Here is a 10,253-nt window from a genome sequence, read left to right as displayed (position 1 = left end):
GCCGACAGTCGGTCATAAGCCCGGTAGGGTGGCGCGCGCAGCATGCGCATCCGCGAATCGCCCGCCGGTGCGGGCACCAACCAGGGGGGTCACACAGGTGAGTACGGCCGCAACGACGGGTTTCTGCAGGGTCACCGTCGTGGCCCCCGACAGTCGCATCGACGTCGCCCTCCCCGAGGACATCGCCGTCGCCGACGTCTACCCCGAGCTGCTGCGCCTCACCGGCCAGACCCAGCCCGTCGGCGCCCCCACCGGCTTCCACCTCGTACGCCGCTCCGGCACCGTCCTCGACGGCGCCCGCACCCTCGCCGCCCAGCAGGTCCTCGACGGCGAGGTGCTGAGCCTGCGCCCCTTCGCCGAGTCCCTGCCGCCCGCCGTGTTCGACGACGTGTCCGACGCGGTCGCCTCCGCCGTGGTCCGCGACCGGCACCGCTGGAGCGACGACATGCTGCGCGGCGCGGGCCTGGCCGGCGCCGCCCTGCTGCTCGTCATGCTGGGCTTCGTCCTCTGGTACGCCGACCCGCTGCGCCACGACATGCACGGCCTGCCCGGGATCATCGCGGGCGCCGTCGGCGTGCTGCTCACCGCCGTCGCCGGGGTGCGCGCCCGGGTCTACCGCGACCGCCTCTCCGCCGTCGCGCTCGGCCTCAGCGCCCTCCCGCACCTGATGATCGCCGGCTCCGGGATCGTCGCCCCGGCCGTCGGCCAGGGCCCCGGCCGCCTCCAGTTCCTGCTCGGCTGCGTCTGCGCCCTGGTCGCCTCCGTGGCCCTGGTCGCGCTCACCCCCAGCGGCGACGCCCCCTTCGTCGCGGCCACCTTCGTCGCGGCCACCGGAACCATCGCCACCTTCGCGGCCATCGCCACCGAGGCCTCCGCCACCTACACCGCCGCCGCCTGCGCCCCCGTCGCCATCGGCCTCGTCGCCTTCCTCCCCGGCCTCTCCGCCCGCTTCGCCCGCCTGCCCATCGGCTACGCCGCCCCGCAGAGCGCCACCGAGGATTACGAGACCCCGGACCGCTACGAGACCGAGCCGTACGGTGACCAGCCCGGCTCCGACCAGCACGAGCCGGGCGGCACCCCGCTCGACGCCGAGGCCATCGCCGCCCAGGCCCGCCGCGGCCACGAGATGCTCCTCGGACTGGTCGGCGGCTGCGCCGCCGTCGCCGTCGGAGCCGCCGCCGTCCTCGGCTTCTCCGACAACACCTGGGGCCGCCTGCTGGCCCTGGCCACCGGCCTCGCCATGCTGCTGCGCGCCCGCCTCTTCCGCTACACCTCCCAGGTGGTCTGCGCCCTGGCCGCGGGCCTCGCCGCCATCGCACTGCTGATCCTCGGCATGGCCCTGCACCCGCCGACCGACCTGCTCGAAGCCCTCCTGCTGGAGCACGACCGCAGCGGCCTGGACCTCCGTACGATCTGGCTGACCGCCGCCGTCGCGGCCGGCGCGGCCCTCCTCGCGGGAATTGCGCTTGTCATCCCCCGCAAGGGCCTGTCACCCTTCTGGGGAAGGCTGCTCGACCTCACCGAGGCGGCGGTCCTGCTCAGCCTCGTGCCCCTTACCCTGGCTGTGCTGGACGTTTACTCCCGGGCCCGCGCTCTCACCAGCTGAGACGTCGCGTCCCGGCAGCCTGGTACGCTGTGTGACGGCCGTTTGTGTACGCGTCCCCCGGATCCTCTCCGAAGGGTCTGTGGACTGCGCTCAGCGGACCCCGCCTCCCGAGTAACGGAAGCTCCCCAGAGACTCAGACCTGGGGCACTCGGTGGCAACGAAGACCTAAAACGAGGAGTACGCGTGCCGCTCGACGCCGCTACGAAGAAGCAGATCATCACCGAGTTCGGTGCCAAGGAGGGCGACACCGGCTCCCCCGAGGTCCAGGTTGCGATGCTCTCCCGCCGCATCTCGGACCTGACCGAGCACCTCAAGACGCACAAGCACGACCACCACTCCCGTCGTGGTCTGCTGATCCTGGTCGGCCAGCGTCGCCGCCTGCTGCAGTACCTGGCCAAGAAGGACATCCAGCGCTTCCGTACGCTGGTCGAGCGCCTCGGCATCCGCCGCGGTGCGGCCGGCGCCAAGTAACACGCCGTGAAGGGAGCGGTTCCCACATCAGGGGGCCGCTCCCTTTGCTGTACGTGCGCACCGGACCGGACCCTTTGTAGTCTGGAACGGACGCACGTGTACGTCTGAGGAAGACGTGCACAACTGAAGAGGAGGAGCGCCCTCCCACGCCGCCGGTCCTCGGTAGTGGCACCCGGAATGCCCCCAGGGGGCACCGAACCGGATGCTTCGATCGAAGACCGGCCCGCACGCCAGGAGCGCTTCTCCGCAACCGTCCACCGCCACACGGGCGGCGGACGGAGACGACGAAAATGGAGAAAACGCTAGTGGAGAACGAGACCCACTACGCCGAGGCCGTCATTGACAACGGTTCCTTCGGCACCCGCACCATCCGCTTCGAGACGGGCCGTCTGGCCCGCCAGGCCGCCGGCTCCGCCGTTGCCTACCTGGACGACGACACGATGGTGCTGTCCGCCACCACCGCGTCGAAGAAGCCCAAGGACCAGCTCGACTTCTTCCCCCTGACGGTGGACGTCGAGGAGCGGCAGTACGCGGCCGGCAAAATCCCCGGCTCCTTCTTCCGCCGTGAGGGCCGCCCCTCCGAGGACGCGATCCTCACCTGCCGCCTGATCGACCGCCCGCTGCGCCCGTCCTTCAAGAAGGGCCTGCGCAACGAGATCCAGGTCGTCGCCACGATCATGGCGCTCAACCCCGACCACCTGTACGACGTCGTCGCGATCAACGCCGCGTCCGCGTCCACGCAGCTGGCCGGCCTGCCCTTCTCCGGCCCGATCGGCGGCGTCCGCGTCGCGCTGATCCGCGGCCAGTGGGTGGCCTTCCCGACGCACACCGAGCTCGAGGACGCCGTCTTCGACATGGTCGTCGCGGGCCGCGTCCTGGAGGACGGCGACGTCGCGATCATGATGGTCGAGGCCGAGGCCACCGAGAAGACCATCGCCCTGGTCAAGGGCGGCGCCGAGGCCCCGACCGAGGAGATCGTCGCCTCCGGTCTGGACGCCGCGAAGCCGTTCATCAAGGTCCTCTGCAAGGCCCAGGCCGACCTGGCCGCCAAGGCCGCGAAGCCCGAGGGCGAGTTCCCGGTCTTCCTGGACTACCAGGACGACGTGTACGAGGCCCTCGCGGCCGCCGTCAAGGGTGACCTCTCCCAGGCGCTGACCATCGCGGGCAAGCAGGACCGCGAGGCCGAGCTGGACCGCGTCAAGGAGATCGCCGCCGAGAAGCTCCTCCCGGCCTTCGAGGGCCGCGAGAAGGAGATCTCCGCCGCCTACCGCAGCCTGACCAAGGCTCTGGTCCGCGAGCGCGTCATCAAGGACAAGGTCCGCATCGACGGCCGCGGGCTCACGGACATCCGTACCCTCGCCGCCGAGGTCGAGGCCATCCCGCGCGTGCACGGCTCGGCGCTGTTCGAGCGTGGCGAGACCCAGATCCTGGGCGTCACCACCCTCAACATGCTCCGCATGGAGCAGCAGCTGGACACCCTCTCCCCGGTGACCCGCAAGCGCTACATGCACAACTACAACTTCCCGCCGTACTCCGTCGGCGAGACCGGCCGCGTCGGTTCGCCGAAGCGCCGCGAGATCGGCCACGGCGCGCTCGCCGAGCGCGCGATCGTGCCGGTCCTCCCGACCCGCGAGGAGTTCCCCTACGCGATCCGCCAGGTGTCCGAGGCCCTCGGCTCCAACGGTTCGACGTCCATGGGCTCGGTCTGCGCCTCCACCATGTCGCTGCTGAACGCCGGTGTGCCCCTCAAGGCCCCCGTCGCCGGTATCGCCATGGGCCTGATCTCCCAGGAGATCGACGGCAAGACCCACTACGTCGCCCTCACCGACATCCTCGGTGCGGAGGACGCCTTCGGCGACATGGACTTCAAGGTCGCCGGCACCAAGGAGTTCGTCACCGCGCTCCAGCTGGACACCAAGCTCGACGGCATCCCGGCCTCCGTCCTGGCCGCCGCCCTCAAGCAGGCCCGCGACGCCCGCCTCCACATCCTCGACGTGATGATGGAAGCGATCGACACGCCGGACGCCATGTCCCCGTTCGCCCCGCGGATCATCACCGTCAAGATCCCGGTGGACAAGATCGGTGAGGTCATCGGGCCCAAGGGCAAGATGATCAACCAGATCCAGGAGGACACCGGCGCCGAGATCACGATCGAGGACGACGGCACCATCTACATCGGTGCCTCCGACGGCCCGGCCGCCGAGGCCGCCCGCGCCACGATCAACTCGATCGCCAACCCGACCATGCCGGAGGTCGGCGAGCGCTACCTGGGTACGGTCGTCAAGACCACCACCTTCGGTGCCTTCGTCTCCCTGATGCCCGGCAAGGACGGCCTGCTGCACATCTCGCAGATCCGCAAGCTCGCCGGTGGCAAGCGCGTGGAGAACGTCGAGGACGTGCTCGCGGTCGGTACCAAGGTCCAGGTGGAGATCGCCGAGATCGACCAGCGCGGCAAGCTCTCCCTGATCCCCGTGATCGACGGCGAGGCTGCCGGCGACGACGCTGACAAGGACGACTCCGACAAGTGATGTCGCGTAGTTCCCGTGTGACGGCCCGCCCCTCTTCGGAGGGGCGGGCCGTCGCCCGTACCCAAACCCTCCTCAAGGGCCGCAGCGGCATCGGCACCGTCCGGCGTACGGTCCTGCCCGGCGGACTGCGCGTCGTCACCGAGACGCTGCCCTCCGTCCGCTCCGCCACCTTCGGCATCTGGGCGCACGTCGGCTCCCGTGACGAGACGCCCACGCTGAACGGCGCCACGCACTACCTGGAGCACCTCCTCTTCAAGGGCACGCACCAGCGCAGCGCCCTCGACATCTCCTCCGCGATCGACGCGGTCGGCGGCGAGATGAACGCCTTCACGGCGAAGGAGTACACCTGCTACTACGCCCGGGTGCTCGACACCGACCTGCCGCTGGCCATCGACGTGGTCTGCGACATGCTCACCGGCTCGCTGATCCGTGAGGAGGACGTCGACGCCGAGCGCGGAGTCATCCTCGAAGAGATCGCGATGACCGAGGACGATCCGGGCGACATGGTGCACGACCTGTTCGCGCAGACCATGTACGGGGACACCCCCCTCGGCCGCCCGGTCCTCGGCAGCGTCGACACGATCAACGCCCTCGGCGCCGACCGGATCCGCCGCTTCTACAAGAAGCACTACGATCCGACCCACCTGGTCGTCGCCGCCGCCGGCAACGTCGACCACAACAAGGTCGTACGCCAGGTCCGCGCCGCCTTCGAGAAGGCCGGCGCGCTGACCCGCACCGACGCCGAACCGATCGGCCCGCGCAGCGGCACCAAGCGCATCCGCACCGCCGGCCGCGTCGACCTGGTCGGCCGCAAGACCGAGCAGGCCCACGTGGTCCTCGGCATGCCGGGGCTCGCCCGTACCGACGAGCGCCGCTGGGCGCTCGGCGTACTGAACACCGCCCTCGGCGGCGGCATGTCCTCGCGCCTCTTCCAGGAGGTCCGGGAGAAGCGCGGCCTCGCCTACAGCGTGTACTCGTACACCTCGGGCTTCGCCGACACCGGCCTCTTCGGCGTGTACGCGGGCTGCCGGCCCAACCAGGTGCACGACGTGCTGCGGATCTGCCGCGACGAGCTCGACAAGGTCGCGGCCGAAGGCCTGGCCGACGACGAGATCAAGCGGGCCGTCGGCCAGCTCTCCGGATCCACCGTCCTCGGACTGGAGGACACCGGCGCGATCATGAACCGCATCGGCAAGAGCGAGCTGTGCTGGGGCGACCAGATGTCGGTCGACGACATGCTGGCCCGGATCGCCGCCGTGACCCCGGACGACGTCCGCTCGGTCGCACAGGATGTACTGGCCCAGAGGCCCTCGCTCGCGGTGATCGGCCCGCTGAAGGAGAAGCAGGCGGCCCGTCTCGACGAAGCGGTCGCCTAGTTCCGTACGTGAGTAAGGAAGCAATATGAGCAAGCTGCGCGTGGCAGTCCTCGGAGCCAAGGGCCGGATCGGCGCCGAGGCGGTCAAGGCCGTCGAGGCCGCCGAGGACATGGAACTGGTCGCGGCGCTCGGCCGCGGCGACAAGCTGGAGACGCTGGCCGACGCCGGCGCCCAGGTCGCGGTCGAGCTGACCACCCCGGCATCGGTGATGGGGAACCTGGACTTCCTCATCCGCCACGGCATCCACGGCGTGGTCGGTACCACCGGCTGGACCGAGGACCGCCTCGCCCAGCTGAACACCTGGCTCTCCGGCTCGCCGGAGACCGGTGTGCTCATCGCCCCGAACTTCTCCATCGGCGCGGTCCTCACCATGAAGTTCGCCGCCCAGGCCGCCCGCTACTTCGAGTCCGTCGAGGTCGTCGAGCTGCACCACCCGAACAAGGTCGACGCCCCCTCCGGCACGGCGACCCGTACGGCGCAGCTCATCGCGGCCGCCCGCGCCGAGGCCGGCCTCGGCGCCCAGCCCGACGCCACCGCCACCGCCCTCGACGGGGCGCGCGGCGCCGACGTCGACGGAGTCCCGGTGCACGCGGTCCGCCTGCGCGGCCTGCTGGCCCACCAGGAGGTGCTCCTCGGCGGCGAGGGCGAGACCCTGACCATCCGTCACGATTCCCTGCACCACAGCAGCTTCATGCCGGGCATCCTGCTCGGCACGCGCCGAGTGACGCAGACCCCGGGCCTCACCTTCGGCCTGGAACACTTCCTCGACCTGGGCTGACCGGACTGATTTCACGATGCGCGCGAAGATCACGTACTTCCTCACGGCCGCCGTCCTGGTGGTCTACTTCGTCCTGGCCGGCAGCCGGGGCCTGATGCTGATCCGGCACGGAACCCTGCTCACGGTCACCTTCGGGGTGGCCGTGCTGATCCTGCCGGTCATCGGCATCTGGTTCCTCTGGCAGAACACCCGGTTCGTGACGCGGGCCAACCACCTCGCGACCGAGCTGGAGGCCGAGGGCGGACTGCCCGTCGACGAGCTGGAACGGGACAAGTACGGGCGGATCCTGCGGGACTCCGCCGACGAGGTCTTCGCGCGCCGCAAGGCCGAGACCGAGGACGCGCCGGGGGACTGGCGCAGCTGGTTCCGGCTCGCCGTCGCCTACCGCGACGCCCGGGACACCCCGCGGGCGCGCAAGGCCATGCAGCGGGCGATCGCCCTGTACGACAAGAAGCCCGTACAGGTCTGATCCTGTACGGGCTTCCGGCGGGGCCCCGGTCGGGGTCCCGGGCGGTCGGGCGGGTCAGGCGGCCACGGGCCGGTACTCGTCGGCCCAGGCCCCCACCGTGTCGGCGGCCCGGTCGAAGGCCTCGGTCCGCGACAGGAAATCGGCGTTGTGGTCGGTCAGCAGCACCGGCGGCTCCGCCCCGCCCGGCGCGGACATCGTCAGCGCCTGGCCCTGTACGGTCCTCGGCAGTCCGAGCCAGCGCACCGGCTGCTGCACCGTACGGAGCTCGCCGACCTCGCTCCACGGGAGGGTCCGGGTCACGAAGAACCCCACCCGGCGCAGCCCCGCGGGGCTCACCCACACGCCCACGCGCAGGGTCTGCACCGCCGAACCGACGACCGCGAGGGCGGCGACCAGGCAGACCACCGTCCCGCCCCAGCTGCCCGCGAAGGCGATGATCATCGTGGCCAGCAGCATGAACGCCGACAGCAGGAGCAGCAGCGCGCCGATCCCCACGCGCCAGGGCCCGGGCCGGTAGGGCCGGCGCCAGCGGTCCTGGTCGGCATGGGCCAGGATCTCGTCGCCGTCGACGTCGTCATCCACATCGGACACGCCGTCGGCCGTCAGAAAGGGCAGGGGCACGGCTGGACCTCACTCACATGCACGTTCGGTTGGGCTGTGCCCGTGAGGCTACCGCCCCTGGGACGCCTCCGACTGCTGCGACTTCTCCGGCACCTTGGCCGGCTGCAGCGCGGGCATACCGAAGAGCAGTGAGCCGGCGAGCCCCGCAACCACGGTCAGTCCGACCAGGGTACGGGCGGCCAACTGGGTCCGGCCCAGGCGCTCGCGCGGCGGCGGAGTGACGTTGCTTCGGAAACGGTCGGCCTCGGAGACGAAAGCGAACGGAACGGGTTCGCGCCGGAGGAACATCAGAGCGAATCTCCTCGGGGTCGATGGGTGTGTGTTCTACCGGGTAGGACGAACGAGCCCCTCAATCGGTGCCGGATTTCCGGACATTAGGAAAAATTCATGGCTGTGCGTCAGCTGTGGAAGACCTCTCGCGGGGGCTGCGCACCGCGTGCGTCGGCGAGGGGCGCGCGAGCGGCGCCGTAGAGTGGGCGCGCCCCAGGACGCACGTTTGGAAGGACCCCCGGTGAGCGAAACCGCCGCTTCAGATCTGAAACCCAGCTTCCGCAGCGAGGTGACGGTGGAGCTGGTGAAGCACTCAGCCGCCGACTCCGACGTGCTGTGGGCCGCCCGGGTCTCCACGGCCGGCGAGCAGTCGCTGGAGGAGCTGCAGAAGGACCCGGAGCGTTCCAAGGGCCTCATCAACTATCTGATGCGCGACCGCCACGGCAGCCCCTTCGAGCACAACTCGATGACCTTCTTCATCAGCGCTCCGATCTTCGTCTTCCGCGAGTTCATGCGGCACCGCGTGGGCTGGTCGTACAACGAGGAATCGGGCCGCTACAGGGAGCTCGAGCCGGTCTTCTACGTCCCGGACGCCGAGCGCAAGCTGGTCCAGGAGGGCCGCCCGGGCAAGTACATCTTCGTCGAGGGCACGCAGGCGCAGCAGGAGCTGACCGCGCGCGTCATGGAGGACTCCTACGTGCAGGCCTACGAGGCCTACCGGGAGATGCTCGCGGCGGGCGTGGCCCGGGAGGTTGCCCGTTCGGTCCTGCCGGTCGGTCTTTTCTCCTCGATGTACGCCACCTGCAACGCGCGCTCGCTGATGCACTTCCTCGGTCTGCGGACGCAGCACGAGCTCGCGGCCGTCCCGTCCTTCCCGCAGCGGGAGATCGAGATGGTCGGCGAGAAGATGGAGCAGCACTGGGCGAAGCTCATGCCGCTGACGTACGCGGCCTTCAACGGCAACGGTCGCGTTGCCCCGTAAGGGCCGGTACACCTGCGGCGTACAGATGTACGGCGTTAAGTCCTAAGTGTCCGTATTGCGACGTTTCGTAAACTTCATCTAGGCTGATCAAACGGACCCGGCACTGCTTGAACCCCCGAGCAGGCAGTGCCGGCGTCCAACACCCCGTTGACGTCCCCCGAGGGGACACCGCGAGCATGGCAGCGAGTAGCGTGTTACCCATGGCTCCGATCTCGACTCCGCAGACCCCCTTCGGGCGGGTCCTCACCGCCATGATCACGCCGTTCACGGCGGATGGCGCACTCGACCTCGACGGCGCGCAGCAGCTCGCCGTCCACCTGGTGGACGCAGGCAACGACGGCCTGATCATCAACGGCACCACCGGTGAGTCGCCGACCACCACCGACGCGGAGAAAAACGACCTCGTACGAGCCGTGCTCGAAGCCGTCGGAGACCGCGCCCACGTGGTCGCCGGCATCGGTACGAATGACACCCGCCACACCCTCGAGCTGGCCCGCGAGGCCGAGCGCACCGGCGCCCACGGCCTGCTCGCCGTCACCCCGTACTACAGCAAGCCGTCGCAGGAGGGCCTCTTCCGGCACTTCACGGCGATCGCCGACGCCACCGGGCTGCCGGTCATGCTCTACGACATCCCCGGCCGCAGTGGTGTCCCGATCGACACCGAAACCCTGGTCCGGCTGGCCGAGCACCCCCGTATCGTTGCCAACAAGGACGCCAAGGGCGACCTCGGCCGCGCCAGCTGGGCCATCGCGCAGAGCGGCCTGGCCTGGTACTCGGGCGACGACATGCTGAACCTGCCGCTCCTGTCGGTCGGCGCGGTCGGCTTCGTCTCGGTGGTCGGCCACGTGGTCACCCCCGAACTGCGCGCCATGCTGGAGGCCCACCTGGGCGGAGACGTCCAGAAGGCGACCGAGATCCACCAGAAGCTGCTCCCGGTCTTCACCGGTATGTTCCGCACTCAGGGTGTGATGACCACCAAGGGTGCGCTGAACCTGCAGGGCCTGCCCGCGGGCCCGCTGCGGCTCCCGCTGGTCGAGCTGTCCGCCGAAGAGACCGCCCAGCTCAAGATCGACCTTGCCGCCGGCGGGGTACAGCTCTGACAACAGACTTCACAAATCAATAAGCACGACCAAACGAATACAGAACAGACAA

At 69.9% G+C, this 10,253-nt stretch carries 10 protein-coding genes; 8 read left to right on the top strand and 2 right to left on the bottom strand.

What is annotated here, in order from left to right; all coding sequences use genetic code 11:
• Window positions 1-97 precede the first annotated feature (97 nt).
• From eccD to B6R96_RS09955, 6 genes are all read left to right on the top strand, one after another.
• Window positions 98-1,606 (top strand): type VII secretion integral membrane protein EccD, encoded by a 1,509-nt coding sequence (gene eccD / locus B6R96_RS09980; protein ID WP_030386319.1) that lies wholly within the window; start codon window positions 98-100, stop codon window positions 1,604-1,606.
• Window positions 1,607-1,789: 183 nt separating this feature from the next.
• Window positions 1,790-2,077 (top strand): 30S ribosomal protein S15, encoded by a 288-nt coding sequence (gene rpsO / locus B6R96_RS09975; protein ID WP_030011220.1) that lies wholly within the window; start codon window positions 1,790-1,792, stop codon window positions 2,075-2,077.
• A gap of 305 nt (window positions 2,078-2,382) precedes the next feature.
• A complete protein-coding gene (locus tag B6R96_RS09970; RefSeq protein WP_030386318.1) occupies window positions 2,383-4,605 on the top strand; it encodes a polyribonucleotide nucleotidyltransferase in 2,223 nt (740 codons plus the stop codon).
• On the top strand, window positions 4,602-5,981 hold the full coding sequence (locus B6R96_RS09965; RefSeq protein WP_030386317.1) for a M16 family metallopeptidase: 1,380 nt from the start codon (window positions 4,602-4,604) through the stop codon (window positions 5,979-5,981). The genes B6R96_RS09970 and B6R96_RS09965 overlap by 4 nt, the downstream gene beginning before the upstream one ends.
• Window positions 5,982-6,006: 25 nt before the next feature.
• Entirely contained in the window at window positions 6,007-6,759 is a 753-nt protein-coding gene (gene dapB / locus B6R96_RS09960; protein WP_030386316.1) for a 4-hydroxy-tetrahydrodipicolinate reductase, read from the top strand.
• Between the two features lie 16 nt (window positions 6,760-6,775).
• Window positions 6,776-7,228, top strand: coding sequence for a tetratricopeptide repeat protein (locus tag B6R96_RS09955; protein WP_030386315.1), 453 nt, complete (start codon window positions 6,776-6,778; stop codon window positions 7,226-7,228).
• A gap of 54 nt (window positions 7,229-7,282) precedes the next feature.
• Here B6R96_RS09955 and B6R96_RS09950 read toward each other — a convergent pair whose 3' ends face one another.
• Together B6R96_RS09950 and B6R96_RS09945 are read right to left on the bottom strand one after the other, a co-directional pair.
• Window positions 7,283-7,849: a PH domain-containing protein gene (locus tag B6R96_RS09950; RefSeq protein WP_053705191.1), complete on the bottom strand. Its 567-nt coding sequence runs from the start codon at window positions 7,847-7,849 to the stop codon at window positions 7,283-7,285.
• A 48-nt stretch (window positions 7,850-7,897) separates the two neighbouring features.
• Entirely contained in the window at window positions 7,898-8,137 is a 240-nt protein-coding gene (locus tag B6R96_RS09945) for a hypothetical protein (RefSeq protein ID WP_030386313.1), read from the bottom strand.
• A gap of 223 nt (window positions 8,138-8,360) precedes the next feature.
• Here B6R96_RS09945 and thyX point away from each other — a divergent pair, with 223 nt between their 5' ends.
• Both thyX and dapA read left to right on the top strand, forming a co-directional pair.
• Window positions 8,361-9,101, top strand: a complete 741-nt coding sequence (thyX, locus tag B6R96_RS09940) for an FAD-dependent thymidylate synthase (protein ID WP_081522288.1) — start codon at window positions 8,361-8,363, stop codon at window positions 9,099-9,101.
• Window positions 9,102-9,301: 200 nt separating this feature from the next.
• Complete coding sequence (gene dapA / locus B6R96_RS09935) at window positions 9,302-10,201, top strand: 4-hydroxy-tetrahydrodipicolinate synthase (RefSeq protein ID WP_030386311.1); 900 nt, start codon at window positions 9,302-9,304, stop codon at window positions 10,199-10,201.
• The last annotated feature ends 52 nt before the right edge of the window (window positions 10,202-10,253 follow it).

The organism is Streptomyces sp. Sge12 (assembly GCF_002080455.1).
Classification (GTDB): domain Bacteria; phylum Actinomycetota; class Actinomycetes; order Streptomycetales; family Streptomycetaceae; genus Streptomyces.
This window is presented reverse-complemented; position numbering and strand designations above follow the sequence as displayed.